At 68.3% G+C, this 18,675-nt stretch carries 17 protein-coding genes and 1 tRNA gene; 5 read left to right on the top strand and 13 right to left on the bottom strand.

The window, feature by feature from the left end; translation table 11 throughout:
- Positions 1 to 42: 42 nt before the first annotated feature.
- Positions 43 to 2,199 (bottom strand): heavy metal translocating P-type ATPase, encoded by a 2,157-nt coding sequence (locus OG884_RS04625; protein ID WP_326642479.1) that lies wholly within the window; start codon positions 2,197 to 2,199, stop codon positions 43 to 45.
- 438 nt (positions 2,200 to 2,637) lie between these two features.
- On the opposite strand from OG884_RS04625, the gene OG884_RS04630 reads away from it, so the two are divergent.
- The 4 genes from OG884_RS04630 (at position 2,638) to OG884_RS04645 (ending at position 10,367) form a co-directional block, all read left to right on the top strand.
- Positions 2,638 to 5,775, top strand: a complete 3,138-nt coding sequence (locus OG884_RS04630; protein WP_326642481.1) for a type I restriction endonuclease subunit R — start codon at positions 2,638 to 2,640, stop codon at positions 5,773 to 5,775.
- A 13-nt stretch (positions 5,776 to 5,788) separates the two neighbouring features.
- Positions 5,789 to 7,333 (top strand): serine/threonine-protein kinase, encoded by a 1,545-nt coding sequence (locus tag OG884_RS04635; protein WP_326642482.1) that lies wholly within the window; start codon positions 5,789 to 5,791, stop codon positions 7,331 to 7,333.
- 1,267 nt (positions 7,334 to 8,600) lie between these two features.
- A complete protein-coding gene (locus tag OG884_RS04640) occupies positions 8,601 to 8,900 on the top strand; it encodes an NIPSNAP family protein (RefSeq protein ID WP_326642484.1) in 300 nt (99 codons plus the stop codon).
- Between the two features lie 216 nt (positions 8,901 to 9,116).
- Entirely contained in the window at positions 9,117 to 10,367 is a 1,251-nt protein-coding gene (locus OG884_RS04645; protein ID WP_326642486.1) for an amidohydrolase family protein, read from the top strand.
- Positions 10,368 to 10,462: 95 nt separating this feature from the next.
- Here the strand turns inward: OG884_RS04645 and OG884_RS04650 are convergent, their stop codons facing one another.
- The 3 genes from OG884_RS04650 to OG884_RS04660 all read right to left on the bottom strand — a co-directional run bounded on the left by OG884_RS04650 (position 10,463) and on the right by OG884_RS04660 (position 12,194).
- The gene (locus OG884_RS04650) at positions 10,463 to 10,726 is read right to left on the bottom strand and encodes a hypothetical protein (protein WP_326642488.1); all 264 of its coding nucleotides are present in this window, start codon (positions 10,724 to 10,726) and stop codon (positions 10,463 to 10,465) included.
- Positions 10,727 to 10,832: 106 nt separating this feature from the next.
- Positions 10,833 to 11,177, bottom strand: coding sequence for an MmcQ/YjbR family DNA-binding protein (locus OG884_RS04655; RefSeq protein WP_326642490.1), 345 nt, complete (start codon positions 11,175 to 11,177; stop codon positions 10,833 to 10,835).
- Between the two features lie 576 nt (positions 11,178 to 11,753).
- Entirely contained in the window at positions 11,754 to 12,194 is a 441-nt protein-coding gene (locus tag OG884_RS04660) for a TetR/AcrR family transcriptional regulator C-terminal domain-containing protein (RefSeq protein ID WP_326646853.1), read from the bottom strand.
- Between OG884_RS04660 and OG884_RS04665 the strand changes: the two genes are divergently transcribed.
- Positions 12,145 to 12,315 (top strand): hypothetical protein, encoded by a 171-nt coding sequence (locus OG884_RS04665; protein WP_326642492.1) that lies wholly within the window; start codon positions 12,145 to 12,147, stop codon positions 12,313 to 12,315. The genes OG884_RS04660 and OG884_RS04665 overlap by 50 nt on opposite strands.
- A 153-nt stretch (positions 12,316 to 12,468) precedes the next feature.
- Here OG884_RS04665 and OG884_RS04670 read toward each other — a convergent pair whose 3' ends face one another.
- The 9 genes from OG884_RS04670 to OG884_RS04710 all read right to left on the bottom strand — a co-directional run bounded on the left by OG884_RS04670 (position 12,469) and on the right by OG884_RS04710 (position 18,610).
- Positions 12,469 to 13,362 (bottom strand): slipin family protein, encoded by an 894-nt coding sequence (locus OG884_RS04670; protein ID WP_326642494.1) that lies wholly within the window; start codon positions 13,360 to 13,362, stop codon positions 12,469 to 12,471.
- 843 nt (positions 13,363 to 14,205) lie between these two features.
- Positions 14,206 to 14,805 (bottom strand): hypothetical protein, encoded by a 600-nt coding sequence (locus OG884_RS04675; RefSeq protein ID WP_326642495.1) that lies wholly within the window; start codon positions 14,803 to 14,805, stop codon positions 14,206 to 14,208.
- Between the two features lie 185 nt (positions 14,806 to 14,990).
- A complete protein-coding gene (locus OG884_RS04680) occupies positions 14,991 to 15,299 on the bottom strand; it encodes a helix-turn-helix domain-containing protein (RefSeq protein ID WP_326642497.1) in 309 nt (102 codons plus the stop codon).
- Positions 15,299 to 15,664 carry a type II toxin-antitoxin system RelE/ParE family toxin gene (locus OG884_RS04685; RefSeq protein ID WP_326642499.1) on the bottom strand — a complete coding sequence of 122 codons (366 nt, stop codon included), beginning with the start codon at positions 15,662 to 15,664 and terminating at the stop codon, positions 15,299 to 15,301. Before OG884_RS04685 ends, OG884_RS04680 begins: the two co-directional genes overlap by 1 nt.
- A gap of 216 nt (positions 15,665 to 15,880) precedes the next feature.
- Positions 15,881 to 15,955: transfer RNA gene (locus tag OG884_RS04690), tRNA-Val, on the bottom strand.
- 33 nt (positions 15,956 to 15,988) lie between these two features.
- Positions 15,989 to 17,194, bottom strand: a complete 1,206-nt coding sequence (locus OG884_RS04695) for an ROK family protein (protein ID WP_326642501.1) — start codon at positions 17,192 to 17,194, stop codon at positions 15,989 to 15,991.
- A 72-nt stretch (positions 17,195 to 17,266) separates the two neighbouring features.
- Positions 17,267 to 17,578, bottom strand: coding sequence for a hypothetical protein (locus tag OG884_RS04700; protein ID WP_326642503.1), 312 nt, complete (start codon positions 17,576 to 17,578; stop codon positions 17,267 to 17,269).
- 62 nt (positions 17,579 to 17,640) lie between these two features.
- Positions 17,641 to 18,099: a peroxiredoxin gene (locus tag OG884_RS04705; RefSeq protein WP_326642505.1), complete on the bottom strand. Its 459-nt coding sequence runs from the start codon at positions 18,097 to 18,099 to the stop codon at positions 17,641 to 17,643.
- A gap of 82 nt (positions 18,100 to 18,181) precedes the next feature.
- Positions 18,182 to 18,610 carry a DUF3052 domain-containing protein gene (locus OG884_RS04710; protein WP_030920118.1) on the bottom strand — a complete coding sequence of 143 codons (429 nt, stop codon included), beginning with the start codon at positions 18,608 to 18,610 and terminating at the stop codon, positions 18,182 to 18,184.
- Positions 18,611 to 18,675: the final 65 nt, after the last annotated feature.

The raw sequence follows: 18,675 nt of genomic DNA on the forward strand, positions 1-18,675 counted from the left end.
CGGCAGAAGCGCCCACAGGACGGGGAACCGGGACACTCGCCGTCACCGATGCGGATGTCGATCGCCTCCGGCGCGCTCGTCGAGGACGCGTGCTGCGCTGTGCTCGGGCGTGAGGTCGAGTCGTCGCAGCAACTGGGCGTTGAGGGCGACGACGACGGTTGAGGCGGACATGAGGATCGCGCCGACGCTCATGGGAAGAACGAAACCGATGGGTGCCAGGACACCGGCGGCCAGAGGTACGGAGATGAGGTTGTAGCCGGCGGCCCACCACAGGTTCTGTCTCATCTTGCGGTAGCCGGCCCGGGACAGCTCGATCACCGAGAGCACCGAGCGGGGGTCGGAGCCGGCGAGGATGACACCGGCCGAGGCGATGGCCACGTCGGTTCCGGCGCCGATCGCGATGCCCACATCGGCCTGGGCGAGGGCGGGGGCGTCGTTGACGCCGTCGCCGACCATGGCGACCTTGTGGCCCTCGGCCTGGAGTTCGGCGACCTTGGCGGACTTGTCCTCGGGCCGGACCCCGGCGAAGACCCGGTCGATTCCGAGTTCTGCGGCGACAGAGTCGGCGACGGCTTGGGCGTCGCCGGTGATCATGACGACCTGGACGCCGAGCGCGTGCAGGGCATCGACCGTTTCGCGGGACTCCGGGCGGATCTCATCGGCCAGGCGCAGCGCGCCGACGATCTGACCGTCGGCGAGGACGTGCAGGATGATGGCGCCTTCCTCGCGCCACGCGTCGGCCACCGACAGTTCGTCCAGGTTGTGCTGCTTGAGCAGGTAGGGACCGCCGACCTCAATCGTGGTGCCGTCGACATTCGCCTTGACGCCGACCGCCGGCGAGGACGAGAAGTCGCTCGCGGCTGGGACGTCCAGCTCTCGGGTGCGGGCGGCACCAACGATCGCCTTGGCGAGTGGGTGCTCGCTGTCGGCTTCCGCAGCGGCAGCCAGCGCGAGCACATCCTCCTCGCTGCGGTCACCGGCCTGCTGGACCGCGGTGACGGTCGGCTCACCCTTCGTGAGGGTTCCGGTCTTGTCGAGCAGGACCGAGTCGACGGCGCGCATGCTCTCCAGGGCCAGACGGTCCTTGATGAGGACCCCTCCGCGGGCGGCCCGCTCGGTGGCGATGGAGACCACCAGCGGGATGGCCAGCCCGAGGGCGTGGGGGCAGGCGATGACCAGCACTGTGATGGTGCGCACCACACCGGCATCGGGCATCCCGAGGACGCTCCAGGCCACAGCGGTGATCGCCGCCGCGCCGAGCGCGAACCAGAACAACCCCCCCGCCGCGGTGTCGGCAATCCGCTGGGCCCGCGATGACGACGCCTGGGCATCGGACACGAGCCGCTGGATACCGGAAAGGGTGGTGTCGTCACCGGTGGCGGTGACTTCCACGCGTAGCCCGGAGTCGGTGGCGACCGTTCCGGCGATAACCTGGTCGCCCTGCTCGCGGCGCACCGACTTCGACTCGCCGGTCACCATCGACTCGTCCATGCTCGCCGAGCCACCAACGATCCGGCCGTCCGCCGGCACCGAGGCCCCGGGGCGGACGATCACCACGTCACCGACCACCAGATCGGCAGGTGCGACCTTGACGACATCGTCGCCGTCGACCTTTTCTGCCTCGTCGGGCAGGAGCGCAGCCAGCGAGTCGAGCGCGGAGGTGGTCTGGGCCAGCGAGCGCATCTCGATCCAGTGCCCGAGCAGCATGATGACGACCAGCAGCGCCAGTTCCCACCAGAAGTTCAGCTCATGATCGAGCAGGTGCAGGCTCGCGCCCCACGAGGCGATGAAGGCGACCGTGATGGCCAACCCGATGAGCAGCATCATCCCGGGCTTGCGTGAGCGAATCTCACTGATCGCGCCGGTCAGGAACGGCCAACCACCCCAGAAGTAAACGACCGTCCCCAGCACCGGCGACACCCACCACACCCACGGTGCGTCGGGCAGACGGTAGCCCACGAGATGGGCGAACATGTCATTGAAGCCCACCACCGGCACCGCCAGGACCAGCATGATCCAGAACAGCCGCCGGAACCGACCCACATGATCGCCGTGGTCACCGTGGCCTCCATGGCCAGAGTGGCCAGAGTGCCCGCCGTGTCCCTCACGGTTGCCGTGGTCGTGACCGGCGTGCGGGTCGTCCTGGTCGTCTGGTTTGTGGACATGGACCTTCAGGTGCTGTTCAGTGCGGTCATTCATGGCCCTAACTTATACCCCCCCTAGGTATCTGTCGAATGTAGAGGTTCCGGTCACCGACATGCGAGTGGCGACCGGAGACCGACAGTCAGCGCTCAGGCGGCGCCCACGTACCGTTCGGGGTCGGCACCGAAGAGGGGGCCATCGGCCCGGAAAGGTGAGGGTCATGTCCGCACCGGGGAAATACCCCGATGACCCGAGTGGGCGCGCGGCCGTCACCGGGATCCATGAGATCACCGATTCCGATCACTCGCCGTAGCCGTCGAACCCGTCTCGCGTACGGCGGCAGGAATCTCGATAACGATGTCGCCATCACTCCACACAACACAGCTTGATTGTGTACCGTGTTCACGTGACCTTGCCTCCTCCGCCAAGGCCGAAGGCCGACCGGTGCGACGGCGGGCACGCCCGTGACGGATCAGCGCCGAAGGGAATGTGATCGTGTCCCCCGTACATCACGAGAAGGTCTTCGAGGACGCGATCGAGTCTGCGTTGCGCGGAGCGGGCTGGTTGAAGGGCGTGAGAGGCGCCTACGACCGGACGCTCGGGTTGAACACCACCGAGTTGCTGGATTTCGTGCGGGCGAGCCAGCGCAAGGAGTGGGAACGGCTGGTCACCATGCAGGCCGGGGACGACGCCGGAGCCGCGCAGCGGCTTGCCGACACGGTGGCGAAGGCGATCGACAACGAGGGCGCCCTTGAGGTGCTCCGGCACGGGGTGAAGGACCGGGGCATCACCTTCAAACTGGCCTACTTCCGGCCCGCGCACACCATCGCGGCCGACGCGCTGGAGCCGTACAGCAAGAACATCCTCAGCGTGGTCCGCCAGCTCCGCTACTCGGAGACCACGCAGGACGAGCTGGACCTGGTGCTGTTCGTCAACGGCATCCCGGTCGCCACGGCCGAGCTGAAGAACACGCTCACCGGCACGACCGTCGAGGACGCCAAGGAGCAGTACCGCAGGACCCGCGACCCCAAGGAGCCGCTGTTCGCCCGGCGGACCCTGGTGCACTTCGCGGTGGATCAGGACCTGGTGTTCGTCACCACCCGGCTGGCGCGGGAGAAGACCAGGTTCCTGCCGTTCAACACCGGCGACGGCGGTCCCGGGAACAAGGGCGGCGCGGGCAACCCGCGCGTCCCGCTCGTCGGCGACTACCGGACCGCCTACCTGTGGCAGGAGATCTGGGCGCCGGACACCTGGATGGACCTGCTCAAGCGGTTCCTGCACGTGGACGACGAGGACGTGCGCAAGGGCCGGGGGCGCAAGACGTACCCGGGCAAGGCGCACCGGCTTCCGATGATCTTCCCCCGCTACCACCAGTGGCACGCGGTGCGGGAGATGACCGCGCACGCCAGGCGGCACGGCTCCGGGCACAACTACCTGGTCGAGCACTCTGCGGGCTCCGGCAAGTCGAACACGATCGCCTGGCTCGCGCACGCGCTGTCGAACCTGCACACGTCGGCGAGCCTCGCGGAGATCGACCCGGAGGCGATCGAGCGAGGGTACCGGGCGAACCAGCCGGTGTTCGACAAGGTCATCGTGATCACCGACCGGGTGGTGCTGGACCGGCAGCTGCAGGAGACGATCTACCAGTTCGAGCACACGCCGGGCGTGGTCAAGCGGATCGACCAGGACGCCGCCCAGCTCGCCGAGGCGCTCCAGGGCGAGTCCGCCCGCATCGTCATCACCACGCTGCAGAAGTTCCCGCACGTCCTCCAGCAGGTGGAGGGGCTGCGCGGCAAGCGGTTCGCGGTCATCGTGGACGAGGCGCACTCCTCGCAGTCGGGCGAGGGCGCCGCCGCGCTCAAGCGGGTGCTGCGCCGGCTCGGCAGTGACGACGTGGACGAGGACGGCAACCTGCTGACCGCCTCCGCGCTGGCCAGGGGCAGGCACGAGACCCTGTCGTACTTCGCGTTCACCGCGACGCCGAAGAGCAAGACGCTCACCCTGTTCGGCACCCCCGGGAGCGACGGCAAGCCGCGCGCCTTCCACATCTACTCGATGCGCCAGGCGATCGAGGAGGGCTTCATCCTCGACGTGCTGAAGAACTACGTCACCTACAAGACGCTCTGGCGGCTGATGAGCCAGGAGCCGGAAGATCGCCAGGTGCAGAGGCGTAAGGGGCAGGCGCTGCTGGCGCGGTTCGCCGAGCTGCACCCGACGAGCATGCAGCAGCGGGCGCAGATCATCGTCGAGCACTTCCGCAGGCACACCGCCCCGCAGCTGGGCGGCCGGTCCAAGGCGATGGTGGTGACCCGGTCGCGGGAGCACGCGCTCCGGCTCGGCCAGGCGATCCGCGACTACGTGGAGACGAATGGATACGCCGGCTGCGGCACGCTCATCGCCTTCTCCCAGACGCTGAAGGTCACCGACGAGCACGGGGTGGAGACGGAGTACACCGAGGCCGGGCTGAACGGCTTCGGGGAGAAGGAGCTGCCGGACCGGTTCGCGTACTGCCGGGCCGACGACAGCGCGCCCAACGCCGCCGAGAAGGCGGAGTACCGGATCCTGGTGGTCGCCGACAAGTACCAGACCGGGTTCGACCAGCCGCTGCTGACCACGATGTACGTGGACAAGAAGCTGGCCGGAGTTGCGGCGGTGCAGACGCTGTCGCGGCTGAACCGCACGCACCGGCTCAAGTCGCAGGGCGACGTGTTCGTGCTCGACTTCGCCAACGAGGCCGAGGACATCCAGGCCGAGTTCCAGCCCTACTTCGAGGGTACGGCGGCCGAGACCATCGATCCGAACCTGCTCTACACGCGGGCGGGCGCCGTAGCGGGGCACGCGCTGCTTGTGGAGTCGGAGATGCAGGCCCTCACCGAGGCCTACCTGCGGGCCGAGCGGGCCTCGGCGACGCAGCGCGACTGGGAGAAGGCGCACGCGGCCCTCTACCGGTTCACCGAGCCCGCCGTGGCGCGCTTCGTCGAGCGGCAGGGGCAGGACAAGGAGAGCGACGACGACTCGGCCGAGCGGTTCCGCGGCGACCTGCAGTCCTTCGTCCGGATGTACGGGTTCCTGTCGCAGGTCGTGCCCTACACCGACGACGACCTGGAGCGGCTCTACCTGTTCGGCCGGTTCCTGCTGAACCGGCTGCCGCGCCGGGAGGACCCGGCGGTGGACGTCGGGGAGATCGACCTCACCCACCTGAAGATCGCCAAGACGGGCGAGCACGACGTCAGCCTGTCCGCCACGCCCGGCGGTGAGGTGACGCTGCCCGCCCCGTCCGGCGCGGGCGGCGTGGCGGCCGAGCCGGAGATGACGTCGCTGCACGCGCTGATCGCGGCGGTGAACGACAAGTACGGCCTGGGCCTGTCGGAGGCCGACCAGGTCTGGGTGGAGCAGCAGTTCGAGGAGGCGGTGGTCAACGACTCGCTGAAGGCCGCCGCGCTGGTCAACGACGAGGCCAACTTCGGCGAGGTCTTCGCCGACCACCTGGAGAAGGTCGTGGTGGACCGGCACACCGGCAACACCGGCCTGGTCCAGCGGTTCTTCGACGACTCGCTCTTCCGCTCCCGGATCACCGAGCTGGGCCGGAAACAGGTCTACAAGATGATCCGGGAAAGCACCGGGATCGAGTGATATAAGCATGATCGTGGATGCGGGAACGGTCGTCGGCGGCCGATACGAGCTCGTCATGCGGCTGGGCGAGGGCGGCCACGGCGAGGTCTGGAAAGGCTTCGACCAGTCGCTGGACCGGCACGTGGCCGTCAAGTTCATCCGCGCCGAGAGCTTCCCCACGCCCGGGGAACGCCGCGAGGCCGAGCAGCGGTTCCGCCGGGAGGCCCGGGTCACGGCCAGGATCCGGCACCCGGGCGTCCCGGTCGTCCACGACGTGGGTGACCTCGACGGATCGCTCTATCTGGTGATGGAGCTGGTCGAGGGCTATCGCATCGACCATCTGATCGACGCGCACGATCCCCTTCCGGTGGCCTGGGCGGCGGCGATCGCCGCCCAGATCTGCGCCGTGCTGACCGTCGCCCACGCCCGGTCGCTGATCCACCGGGACCTGAAGCCGGTGAACCTCATGCTGTGCGGCGACGGCACGGTCAAGGTGCTCGACTTCGGCATCGTCGCCGTCCTCGACTCCCCGAACATCACAAAGATCACCCAGGTGGGGCAGGGCGTCGGCACCTACTGCTACATGCCCTCCGAGCAGGCCATCACCGGGAAGGCCGACGCGCGCAGCGACCTGTACGCGCTCGGCTGCGTGCTGCACGAGCTCCTCGCCGGAAAGCGGGTCTTCGAGTCCGCCCACCCGGCGGCCGAGATGGCCCGCCACTACTCCGAGGCGCCCCCGCCCCTGCGGTCCCGGCGGCCGGACGTGCCCGCCGAGATCGAGGAACTCGTCCTGGCGTTGCTGGCCAAGAACCCCGCCGACCGGCCCGGCGACGCCGCCCAGGTCTACCAGCGGCTGCTGCCGTACATCGTCGCCCTGCCACCGCTGCCGGGCACGACGGCGGTCGCACCGTCGCCGGACCCGGGCCGGATGTACGCGACGGTCGTCGGCCGGATCGCCGAGACCGCCCTGGTCGGCCCGCGAATCCCGGTCCCGCGCACGACTCCCCCACCTCGGCTGTCCAGAGGTGATCTGGTCGCGGCCAGGGAACGGGCGGAGGAACTCGCGGTCGAGGGCCGGCTCAGCCAGGCGATCGAGATCCTCAAGGAGGCCGTGGCCGCCTGCGCGCCGCCCGCCGGGGATCGCCGGCTGCTGATCGCCTTGAAGATGGACCTGGCGAACGCCCGGTTCACCGCCCGCGACTACCCGACGGCCCTGGACGACTTCGAGGAGTTGATCCCCGCGCTCACCGATATGCTCGGGGCCGGGCACCGGGTCGTCCTGGAGTGCCGGTACAACCAGGCACTCAGCTCGGCCGCCCTGGGGTGGAACGAGACGGCGCGAGAGCAGATGACCGGTCTGCTCGGCGACGTCCGTACCTCACTGGACGAGCACGACATCCTCACGCTGGAGCTCCGCCGGGAGATCGGCGAGCTGCTGGCCAGGACGGGCGACCACGAGCGGGCCCGAGCCGATCTTCGCGCCCTGCTCCCCGACCTGACCGCCGTCTTCGGCCCCGACCATCCGGAGACCCGGCATGTCCAGACCCTGCTGGAGAACCTGGACCAACTCGGGCACTGAACCCGCCGCTCGGTACGGTGGACCTCCGGCCGCTCCGCCACCAGCGCGATCTGCTCGTCGATCGCCACCTTGAGACCCACGGTTTCCGTAGAAGGTCTTCGAAGCCGCGATCGAGTCTGCGTTTTTCAAGACGGGCTGGTTGAAAGGGGTGCGGGGCTCTACGACCGGGCGCTCGGGTTGAACACCACCGAGCTGGGGTCGCGTCCGCGCAGGTGGTGTACGAGTGTTTGAGATCGGTACCCGCGTCGCGCCTGGCTGATCGCCGTTGAAAAGCGCGGCGTCGTCCGTGGGGAAAAGCGCAGCGAGGGCGGTGGAGTCGCCCGGGACCGCTCACCGGTAACGCACCGCGCGGAGTCAAAGATCAAAAGCGCAGCGAGGGTCGTGGAGTCGCCCGGGACCGCTCACCGGTAACGCATCGTGCGGGGTGGTGGCGGGCGTTGGGCGGGTGTGGGTTAAGAGGGCGGGCCGGTGGAGCTCCGGGAGGGGATAAAGCGGGTCATGGCGGGCGTGGAGGCGGGGCCGTGGTGGTGACGATCGGGGATTTTCCATGATCTGGGTGAGTTGGCACGCTGGGGGCGTGCGGATTCACCCAGATCAAGGAAAGCGCCACTCCCACCCCCTCGGGTGGGCCGCCTTTCGTGGTGGAAGGCCCGATTCATCCCCGCACCCGGCCGGGGGCGACCCGTGACCGGACGCCCCGCGGACCTTCGTACCCCGCACGGCGAGAGCGCCGCGCGAGGCGGCGGCGAGCAGCGGCGAGGAGCGGCCCCGGATCCTTCCGCACCGCGGCGGACCCGTACCGATGAGCGGTCTGGGGCCACTCCACGGTCCTCGGCGCGCTTTTGACCTTCGACCCCGCACGACGCGACACCGACGAGCGGCCCTGAACCACTCCACCCCCCTCGCCGCGCTTTTCACCACGGACGACGCCGCGCTTTTCCACCGTGACCGGCTTACCGGATTCGGATGCTCGTACACCACATCCGTGGACGCGACCCGAGCTGGAGAACCTGGACCGGCTCAGCCACTGACCCCTCATGCGAAAACGTCGGCGAGCGATCACAGGAAATCGCTTTCCCAGTGTCAATGAACAATGAAACTTTCACCCTGGAACCCGACGTAAGCCGATCCAACCCTCCGCTTCTGGTCCTGATCTCGTATCGAGCCTGGAACAGGCCGGAGTGGCCCCGTGTTTGCCCCACTCCGGTAACCGTACGATCCCCACCGCACGGCGGCCCCGTATCCGCCCGGCACGGAAGGCGATGACATGGCCAGGACCTTTCAACATCGCACCTACACGATCCAGGAGGACCTGATGGAGGAATGGCTGGAGAAGTGGCGATCGAAGGTCGCGCCGCTCCGCCGTGAATTCGGGTTCGAGATCCATGGCGCCTGGGTGGATCACGAGCGGAACCAGTTCATCGTGGTCCTCTCGTATGACGGCCCGGAAAGCTTCCGGGAGCGGAATCAGCAGTACTGGGACTCTCTCACCCGCGCTGAAACGGGTGTGGAGCCGTCGCTCTACCTGATGAACCGGGTGGTCCGCGAAGTGACCCCCGTCGCCTGACGGCCGGCGAGGGGCAGCGCCCCCGGCCCATCCCTCGGCCCATCCCCCGGTCCGTCCCCGGTCCGTCCCCAGTCCGTCCCCAGTCCGTCCCGGCTCTCCCCGCACGCTCGTAAGCCTTCAGTCCGACCGTCACCCAACGCCTACCGCTTCGCGGCACGTGATCTGGCAGGTCTGGCCGTCCCGGATCTCGCGGGTGCGCTTCTACCGTGCTGTCCTATGGACACCCCAGATCTCCTCATCCGCAACGCCTCCCTCCGTGGCCGTCCCGGCAGGTGGTCGCTGGCGGCCACGGGCGGGCTCATCGGCCTCGTCGCCGAGGACGACCCCGATCTCGGCCCGGCGAGCGGTGTGACCATCGACGCCGACGGCGCCCTGGTCACCGAGCCGTTCGTGGACGCCCACCTGCATCTGTGCAAGGCGCACACCCTCGATGCGGCCGGGCCCGCCGCGCTGTCGGCGTACACCGGCGGCACCATGGGAGCCGCGATGGGCGCCATCGAGACGGCCGCCGCCGTCAAGGCCGGTCAGACGCGGGAGGCCGTCCTGGAGCGGGTCCGTCCGGTGCTGGTGGAGTCCGTGCGACACGGTGTCCGGGCCGTGCAGGCCTTCGCCGACATCGACCCGGAGGCGGGGCTCACCGGGGTGGAGGCGCTGCTGGCGCTACGCGAGGAGTTCCGCGGCGTGGTCGACGTGCGGGTGGTGGCGTTCCCGCAGGACGGTCTGCTCCGCGAGCCCGGCACCGAGGAGTTGGTCGCCGAGGCCGTACGGCGCGGCGCCGACGTGGTGGGCGGCATTCCGTGGATCGAATGGACCGACGCCGACGCCGCCGAGCACGTACGGCGCATGGTCGATCTCGCGCGACGGCACGGGCTACGTGTCGCCATGCTGGTCGACGACGCCGGAGACCCGGGGCTGCGTACGACCGAGATGCTCGCACGGGAGCTGCTGGAGCAGAACATGATCGGGCGCGGCAGTGCCCAGCACGCCCGGGCGATGGCTCTCTATCCCGAGCCGTACCTGCGGCGCCTGGCCGGGTTGTGCCGCGCGGCGGGGCTCGGCTTCGTCAGCGACCCGCACACGGGACCGCTCCACCTGCCGGTCTTCGAGCTGGCCGGCGCCGGGGTTCCGGTCGCGCTGGGGCAGGACGACATCGAGGACGCCTACTACCCGTTCGGGCGGCACAACCTCCTGGAGGTGGCGTTCCTGGCCGCGCACCTGCTCGATGCCCGTACCGACGCGGCTCTGGAACGGCTGTACGACATGGTGACCGTCGACGCCGCGCGGGTCGTCGGCCTGCCCGCCCACCGCCTGGAGCCCGGGACCCCCGCCGACCTCGTCGTCCTTGAGGGACGGACCCTCCGCGAGGCCCTGACCCGGCACGCGCCGCCCCGGCACGTCGTCGTCGCGGGCCGGGTCGTGGCCTCGTCCACCCGGCACACCGCCTTCGGAGCCGGTGTCCCCCACTGACCGGCGGGAGTCACCTCCACGGCCCCCCTTCCCCCGGGGACGGTCGTGTCCCTGCGGGTGAACAAGCGCTGGGAACCGCTCGGGCGGGGATCCTCCTACCGGAGGGTCTCCGCCCGAGCGGGTTCGGCGCCCCCTCTAAGCCGTGCGAGGCAGACCACCCCGACCAGTCTCACCTCCGCCCACTCGACCACCCCGACCACTCTCACCTCCGCCCAGAAGCCGTGCCGCGAACACAAGAACCCCGAGAGGTGCCGTGCCAGGAGCGGGCACCACGGCACGTAGAACCAGGGGTCCCGCAGCGGTGAGCACAGCAGTATCGACGGTGTCGGCATCGGCATCGGCCGGGGCAATGTCGGCATCGGTGGCAGCATCAACGGCCACAGGACCCCCGGCAACAGAGGCGGCGCGGGGATCGACAACTGACAGGGCCGTGGGTGGCCCCGCGAGGCCACCCGAGATCGCAGACTACCTCCCGGCCTCGTGCGCGTCGACCAGCCCCTTGGGGGCCGTCAGGCACCACGCCTCGGTGACCAGCTCGAACAGCTCATCCGGATCGATCTTCGCGAGGTGCACCACGACCCAGCCGAACCGGCCCGCGGTGAACTGGACCTCGAACACCTCCGGCCGCTCCGCCACCAGCGCGATCTGCTCATCGATCGTCGCCTTGAGACCCACGGTCTCCGTATCTCCCCATATGTAGCCGAAACCCTTGCCTCGGACCTTCAGCGAGGTCCAGCTGCCGGAATCGCTCTGCTGAACCTCGGGAAGTCGGTCCAGCATCTCCAGGAATTCACCAACGCTCACACCCATGAGCCACGTGTATCAGAGCGCTACGACAATCCCCGCGAAACCGCCCCGCCGTTGCACGCCACCGCGATCATGGCCCGGCCGGGACACCCGAGGCGGATGGACGCCCCCTCTCGCCGAAGCCTCTCACGCACCCGCCATCTGCTCGGATCAGGTATCGCACATCCCGCGCAGCCGGCACCGGGCACCGGGCACCGGGCACCGGGCACCGGGCACCGGGCACCAACGAAGACACCAGAATCACCTCGTACCGTGACCGGGGAATGACAACAGCGGCGCTGTAGCGCACGGCCGGCTCCCCTCGTTCGTCAAGGCCCGCGCCGCGGTGTCGCGGCAGCGTGTGATTCGCGGCGAGTGTACTGAAACCTCCCCGGGCGGGAAACAGGTTTTCTCACCGGCGCCCGGACGGCCTCCGGCGGTCTGCGGCCGATACCGACAGGCTCCAGACGAGCCGTTCGCTGATTCTCGGTGTTCGTCAGTGCGGATCGGTGAGCCGCCACGTTGCCGTGGCGGCGCTCGGCGACGCGCTCGGCGACGAGGAGAAGGCCGAACTGCAGGCATCCATCCGCGGGGTCGCGGTCAGTGATCACCATCAGGCGTGAGCACGGATCGCGTCGCCGCGGTCCCGGTGGAGGCGGCCGGCCGGTAGGTGGCCAGAAACATATGAGTGGCGCCGTCGGCGATACGGGACAGTTCGTCGGCCGGATAGCTGCCGCCGCAGAACATGACGCGGTTGATCGGTATCCACAGCAGCAGGCCGACGAACTGGTTGGCGGTCAGGGCGGGGTCGTCCACGGTCAGGGCGGGGTCGTCCACGGTCAGGGAGCCGCGCCTGGCCAGGCGGTCGAAGCAGCCGGCGAGGCCGGCCAGCACTCGTTCGAAGCCCTGCTGGTACCAGGCGGTCCCGAGGGCGGGGAAGCGTTCGGCCTCGGCGATGACCAGGCGGCGTAGCGCCAGTAGTTCCGGGCGCATGAGCGCGGCGACAAAGCGGTGGGCCAGTTCCAGCAGGTCGCGTTCCAGGTCATCGGTTTCTGCGAGGCTCTGGGTGACGAGCTGGACGAGGGTGTCGACCTGGCCGGTGGTGTTCAGGACGATACTGCGCGACTACATCGCCCAGGCCGTCCGCCTCGACCAGAACTGACGGCCGTGAGAGGCCCCGGTCCGGCACCACCCCGCCCTTGACCTGGAGTCACAGTCCACGACGATCCGTCGGCTTCCAACCCCCGCCCATGCTCCTTGTCACCCCGTTGGTCACTCGGGTACGACATCACCCCGTTGGTCACTCGGGTACGACCTACCGGCCGGTTTCGGCACCGTTGGGGGCGACCTGGTTGGGGATGTGAGTGTCTGGAAGGCATCGGTCGGACACTGCCGACAAGCGGTCGGACACTGCCGGGGTGGAGTGTGAGGTGGCCTGGCCCGCTTCGGGAGGCGTCGCTCGTTCCAGGAAGCGGAGCAGTTCGACAGGGAAGGGCAGCACGAGGGTGGAGTTCTTCTCGGCGGCGACTTCGACGACGGTCTGGAGTAGGCGTAGTTGCAACGCGGCGGGGTGCATGTTCATCGTTTCAGCGGCTTGGGCCAGCTTCTTCGAGGCCTGCAGCTCGCCCTCGGCGGTGATGATGCGGGAGCGCCGTTCACGTTCTGCCTCAGCCTGCCGCGACATGGACCGCTTCATCGACTCGGGGAGCACCACGTCCTTGATCTCGACGCGGTCGATGTGCACGCCCCAGCCCACAGCCGGGCTGTCGATCATCAGCTCCAGGCCTTGGTTGAGCTTCTCCCGATTGGACAGCAGGTCATCCAGCTCGCTCTTGCCGATGATCGAACGCAGCGAGGCCAGCGCGACCTGGCGAATGGCGGACTCGTAATCCTGGACGCCGACGACCACACGCACCGGGTCGACGACCCGGAAGTAGATGACGGCATCCACGTGAACCGTCACGTTGTCGCGGGTGATGGCATCCTGGGCGGGTACCGGCATGGTGACGACCTGCATGTTGACCTTCTGCAGGTGGTCGGCGACCGGCACTATCAGGGCGAGCCCGGGAGCGCGGATCTCAGCGCGGACCTGTCCGAACCGGAAGACGACGCCCCGCTCGAACTGTTTGACGACTCGTACACCGGCCTTCAGCCATATCGCGCCCAGCACGAGGATCGCGATCAGTACAGCGATGACGGTAGTGATCATTTCAGCCTCCCCACGTCTCCCCTCGGTCCCGCCGATCCAAAGGCCTCTCAGATCGATAGCCGGTTCGCGGGTCCCGCCTGCGGCGGGGTGGGCCGACCACACAGGGCGACGGCGGCAGCCGCTGCGGCACCCGGGATCACAGCGTGGGCCGTGGCAACCGCCGATGACCGGTGTCGTCCCGGCGACTCCGCTTCTCCCGTTTGAACCTTTCTATCGTAGCGCGATCCGAGATGTCCGATATGCGCCTTTTGCCGAACAGATCAAGCGGCCCACACGCGGCCCCGATTAGCCTGGTCGACGGTGGCGCCCCCGCCCACGGCGTCGGCGACGAGCCCGCTGATCGTACGGCCGAGTAGTGCCGAACCTCGCGCCGGTTCAGCCCGTCGTAGGGGCATGAGGACATCGATTCGTACGGTCAGCACGGCAAGCGGGTGATCATCGTGGACCGCGGCGCACTCAGGGTGGTGGACACCGCGACCAGGAAGGTCACCGGCACGCTCAGGCTCCTGAGCGCCGAGCAGGTGATTTTCCCAGCGGCCGACCTGCTGATCAGCGGCGACAGGGCTCGGCTTCGAGCCCGCGGCCGGTCCTCATGCAGGACGCGGAGGCCAGGAACGACGTCTTCGCGAGTCAGTCACTCACGTCTCGTTTCCAACGATAACGAGACGTTTCGGCTGATGGGCACTACTGGGTTCGAACCAGTGACATCTCGCTTGTAAGGCGATCGAGATGGGGGGCCGACCTGGGCCTATACTTGCGCTGACCTGCGATTACAGTCCACAGTGATCCACCGTCGTCCGGCCCCGTCCGGGGTCGTTGTCACCCGGTTGGTCCCCTACGGATTCAGAAGTTCTCGCGCCATAGGTACCAGGGGCCGTAGTAGTGCTCGACGTCGGGCTCGTACCCCCCTTCTTCCGGCAGCGGTGGTTCACCATGCGGGCTCCATATGACGCCCTGCTGATGGATGTCGTCTCCCCCACCGGCCAGCGCGAAGCGCACCGTGTTCCCATGCCGCGCGGCCCAGGAGACATCGAACAGCCCCAGCGTTCCCGTGCCCATCTTCCAGTCGGCGCTTCCCGCCACCGCCGACCGTGCGACCGTCTGGAAGCTCTCTGCGGACAGAGCGAACCTGGACTTCTTCAGTTCTCCTACGGCGGGCAACGTAAGCACCAGGATCCCGATCAGCGGTGGTGCCGCCCAGCGCAAAAGGTTCCGCCCGACACCTGGCCGGCTCGCCGGGTTGAAGAGCGCTGCGGCGAGGCGAACGAACCAAACCACGCCGAGCACGAAGAACACAAGCAGCGCGGGCAGTACCCAAAGAGGGCCGATACCGGGAAAGCTCGCCTGGTACAGGAGCAGGAGGCCGATGACCGCCAGCGAGCCGACCAGAGGGAGACCCGGTGCGCCGGTCGAACTCCTCGGGGACCGCTCTTTCAACGTCACGGCAACTCCAACCAGGGGCGACCAAGGCATCTCATGATCGCAGCATTTCCCGGATGGTGCATTTGGCGTAGTTCTGCGGGCCGTTTGTGGGCAAGTTTGGCGTGGCCGCTAGCAACTGATCCAATCAATCACCCTGTGCCGGGCAAACAAGCCTTTCTTCACGTCAGGTGATCGATATCCGTCGATCAAGCCGCGTGAGGCTCGAACCACACCGAGCCCAGATCATGACCGGAGGTGAGACGAACGTCAGCATTCAGTGCCGCAGCCAGATGCCGCAGCAAGGCGATCGTTGGAGTGGTTCCGCCCTCCTCGATGCACTCGATCTCATCCTCGGTCATGCCCGCGCGCTCGGCCAACTCCGCCACCGTCAGCCCAAGCGCACCACGCCGGTCATACAGCGCCTTACCAAAAGCCAACGCTTCACGGATCATGATCCGTTCGGGATCCTCGGTCTCAGGTTCAGGTCGCACCCAGCGGGTGTGATAACCAGTCATCACACCTTCCTCTCATAGATCTCGGCCACCGACCCATGGTGGTCGCGTTCACAGATCTTCTGCGCCCGGACCGCCCTGTCGATCTGCCGTTGATCGTGCTGCTTGGTCTTGCGGAAAGCCGTGAGCAACACGATTTTCCTATCCGGAGTACACCAGTACGTCACCCGAGCTGCAACATCACGGAGCCGAACCCGTAGTTCCCAGACTGGCCCTTCCAGATGGTCCGACCATGGACCGCCAAGCTCAGTCCCTTTTTCCGCCAGTAGACCAGCTACCTCGTCAACCCGTTTGAAGTCGCTGTCACTCAGGTTGTCGAGCCACTCACGGACCTCCGGCTCGATCTCAAAACCATACGGCTTGTGCACCTGAGACTCCCTCCGCGCACTCACCTCACCTAGAGTAGCGAATCATTGCCGACGGCAACGGTCGAAGAGTCGCCTCGTCCCGCCCGAGCCGCCTAGGGGACATGACACAAGCGTGTGCTCATGTGTTGAGGCGACATCTGGCCAAGCGATGTGGCGAGGCGGTTTGGCGGTAAAAAAAGAGAAGCCCCTCGCCTGTTTTCGCAGGTGAGGGGCTCGTGGTGGGCACTACTGGGTTCGAACCAGTGACATCTCGCTTGTAAGGCGAGCGCTCTACCACTGAGCTAAGCGCCCGAGGTGATCCCGTTGGACAGACGGGACAACACCTTACGCCACTCGGGGGGATTTCAGCACATCGGGAGACCAGGTGGCCCCCGCGTCGGCGAAACCGGCGGCGCGCCAGCCGAGGAGGGCGGCGCCGAGCATGCCGGCTGACATGCCGAGGGCGGCCTGACGCAGAGGTGGTGCGTCGCGGAAGGCGAGGCGTTTCTGAAGACGTTCGGCCAGGGGGACGGAGAGGAGAGGGCCCGCCTCGGCAAGGCCGCCGCCGAGGACGATGGCTGAGGGGTCCAGCAGGAGCGTATAGGTGGCCAGGGCCGGGGAGAGCGCCTCGACCGCTTCGCCCCAGATCTCCATGGCCAGAGGATCTCCGGAGGCGGTCAGGGCTGCTACCTGCTCGGCGGTGACAGGAGCTGGCGAGGCAGCGGTGGCGGGCGAAGCGGTGGCGGTGGCGGGCGACGCAGCAGTGGGTGAGGCTGCCGAGGCGGTAGTGGTGGTGTCGGGCGAGGCGGTGATGGAGAAGGCGGGGGCGGTGGAGGCGGGGGCGGTGGAGGCGGGGGCGGTGGAGGCGGGGGCGGTGGAGGCGGGGGCGGTGGAGGTGGAGGCGGTGGAGGTGGAGGCGGGGGCGGTGGAGGTGGAGGCGGGGGCGATGGTGGTGGAGGAGGCGGATGAGGGGGCGCGGGTTGAGTAGCGGCGGGCTACGGCGGAGGCGGAGGCGTAGGTCTCCAGGCAGCCGATCTGACCGCAGGCACACGGCTCGCCCTCGGGGAGGACCGGGGTGTGGCCGATCTCGCCGCCCCAGCCGGCGCTCCCGCCGTACGGCTCGCCGTGCAGGATCACGGCGCCCGCGATGCCGGTGCCGATGGGCAGGAACAGGAAGTCGGAGAGCTCGCGACCGGCGCCGAAGACACTTTCCGCGAGGCCGCCGGTGCGGACGTCGTGGCCGAGTATGACGGGGACGTCGAGCGGGACGAAATCCGTCGCGGGGACGTCCCTCCAGCCGATGTTGGCGGAGTAGAGGGCCGCGTCGGCGGTGACCAGGCCGGGCACGGCGAGTCCGACACCCGCGGGGGTGCCGCCGCCCGCGGTGGCGAGGTCGTCGATGAATGATCGGATCGTCGCGACGACGGCAGCAGGGCCCCGATCCCGCGGGGTCGCGCGGCGGTCGGTGCGGATGATCTCGCCGGAACGGGTGACGAGGCCGCCCTTCATCGACGTTCCACCGACGTCAAGGGCAACAACGAAGGAGCTCATGCACCCATCCAGCGGCTCGAAGAAGCGGGACCGAGCCCGACCCTAGCGCACGGCGCACACCTCAACGGCCCCTCAGGGGACCCGGCGCAGGACCCTGGCCAGGGCGGCCTCCACCTCGTCGGCCAGGCCCGGGGCACAGACGACGGCCGGTCGGCCGTCGGCGCGGGCGGGTCGCACCGAGCCGCAGGACCGGCACTCCACCTCGCCGAGCCGGCAGATGAGCCCGACGGAGCCGCATGAGGAGCACGTGTCGAGCTCGACTTCATGGGTGCGCCGGCAGTCCGGGCAGATCAGCACCTGCGTCTCGTCGCGTACCCCGCGCGTCCACGGGCTGGCACCACGGATCGGGTCGGTCTGCCTGGCCCCGCAGGAGAAGCAGGGCATGATCGCCTCCGAGAGGTTGGACCGGCGGGCGCCGCGCGAGCGGGCGGCCGCCGGATCACCGCTTAGGGAAGTTCGGCGAGCACCTTGCGGTACTCGGCGATGTCGCGGGCCTGTGAAATCGAGTTCACGACACGCCAGCGGACCACGCCCTCGCCGTCGATGATGAAGGTTCCGCGCTCCGCGAAGCCCTTCTCCTCATCGAAAACACCGTACGCCCGCGCGACCTGTCCGTGCGGCCAGAAGTCGGAGAGCAGCGGGAAGGTGTAGCCCTTCTGATCCGCCCACGCACGGTGGGCGAAGATGGAGTCAATCGAGATTGTAAGAACTTCAACGTCTTCGGGCATGTCGGCCATGAACTCGTCACGGATGGCGTCGAGCTCGCCGCTGCAGACCCCGGTGAACGCGAGAGGGTAGAAGATCAGCACGATCTTTTTACCCCGGTGGTCGGAAAGCTTGACCGGAGTGCCGTGCTGGTCGCTCAGCTCGAAGCCGGGAGCCTGGGTGCCCACCTCGATCGCCATGGCCGGGGATCCTTTCGTCGCATGAGGCATGCGCCATCATCCTGCCGTACGGCTCACGCGAGCCGTACGGCAGGGCGGACCCTTAGCGGCGCGCCTTGGGCGTCGCCAGACGCGTCCCCGACCAGTCGGGGGCCGCGCTGATGCTGCTGGTCTGCGAGAGACCCGCAGTGGTGGCATCTTCCCCGATGTCGCTCGGCTCCACGTGCCCGTCCCGGCCGGCTTTGGGAGTGAGCAGCCAGATCTGGCCACCATCGGTGAGGTTGGTCACCACGCTGCTCAGGGCGTCGAACAGATCGCCGTCACCGTCGCGCCACCAGAGCAGCACGACGTCGACGACGTCCTCGAAGTCTTCATCGACCAGCTCGTTACCGGTCAGCTCCTCGACGGAGTCGCGCAGGTCGTCGTCAGCGTCCTCGTCCCATCCGACCTCCTGCACCACCTGACCCTGCTTGAGGCCGAGTCGTTCGGCCAGGCCGCGTTCGCCCTGGGCCTGACCCGCGGTCGCGCTCACGTTTGTCCCTCCTGCTTGGATGGCCCCGCAATCACACGGTGCTCAAAGTGCTTCGGCACAGTCCA

The organism is Streptosporangium sp. NBC_01755 (assembly GCF_035917995.1).
Taxonomy (GTDB): Bacteria; Actinomycetota; Actinomycetes; order Streptosporangiales; family Streptosporangiaceae; genus Streptosporangium.

Bases quoted from the DNA above. Each gene is read 5' to 3' on its own strand.
- OG884_RS04625 (WP_326642479.1), bottom strand. From the start codon at position 2,199: ATGAATGACCGCACTGAACAGCACCTGAAGGTCCATGTCCACAAACCA.
- OG884_RS04640 (WP_326642484.1), top strand. From the start codon at position 8,601: ATGGCCAGGACCTTTCAACATCGCACCTACACGATCCAGGAGGACCTG.
- OG884_RS04645 (WP_326642486.1), top strand. From the start codon at position 9,117: ATGGACACCCCAGATCTCCTCATCCGCAACGCCTCCCTCCGTGGCCGT.
- OG884_RS04650 (WP_326642488.1), bottom strand. From the start codon at position 10,726: ATGCCGACATTGCCCCGGCCGATGCCGATGCCGACACCGTCGATACTG.
- OG884_RS04655 (WP_326642490.1), bottom strand. From the start codon at position 11,177: ATGGGTGTGAGCGTTGGTGAATTCCTGGAGATGCTGGACCGACTTCCC.
- OG884_RS04665 (WP_326642492.1), top strand. From the start codon at position 12,145: ATGAGCGCGGCGACAAAGCGGTGGGCCAGTTCCAGCAGGTCGCGTTCC.
- OG884_RS04670 (WP_326642494.1), bottom strand. From the start codon at position 13,362: ATGATCACTACCGTCATCGCTGTACTGATCGCGATCCTCGTGCTGGGC.
- OG884_RS04680 (WP_326642497.1), bottom strand. From the start codon at position 15,299: ATGACTGGTTATCACACCCGCTGGGTGCGACCTGAACCTGAGACCGAG.
- OG884_RS04695 (WP_326642501.1), bottom strand. From the start codon at position 17,194: ATGAGCTCCTTCGTTGTTGCCCTTGACGTCGGTGGAACGTCGATGAAG.
- OG884_RS04700 (WP_326642503.1), bottom strand. From the start codon at position 17,578: ATGCCCTGCTTCTCCTGCGGGGCCAGGCAGACCGACCCGATCCGTGGT.
- OG884_RS04705 (WP_326642505.1), bottom strand. From the start codon at position 18,099: ATGGCGATCGAGGTGGGCACCCAGGCTCCCGGCTTCGAGCTGAGCGAC.